The organism is Demequina sp. B12 (assembly GCF_028823635.1).
In the GTDB taxonomy this organism is placed as follows: Bacteria; Actinomycetota; Actinomycetes; order Actinomycetales; family Demequinaceae; genus Demequina.
In genome coordinates, this window is the sequence record NZ_JAPEHU010000052.1 from 1 (window position 1) to 207 (window position 207).

Consider the following 207-nt stretch of genomic DNA (forward strand, 5'->3'; position numbering starts at 1 on the left):
TCATTAACTTTGAAATAGCAGTCATTGTGATTTTTACTGCATATGGTAATTCAACACCACCTGCTTCAAGTGCAGTATGACGGTGATGCAATTCATCTTCATTCATTTGCTCTAGAATTTTGCGCGAGCGTTCATCTTGTGCTGGTAACTGATTTAAGTGATCTTGCAAATGTAGACTAACTTGACGTTCAGTTTCAGCAACAAAAC

Annotated in this window: 1 protein-coding gene; it reads right to left on the reverse strand. The window is 37.7% G+C overall.

Translation table 11 applies throughout. The features are described from left to right. A partial coding sequence (locus ON058_RS11115) for a demethoxyubiquinone hydroxylase family protein (protein WP_274669125.1) occupies window positions 1–207 on the reverse strand: 207 nt, incomplete at both ends.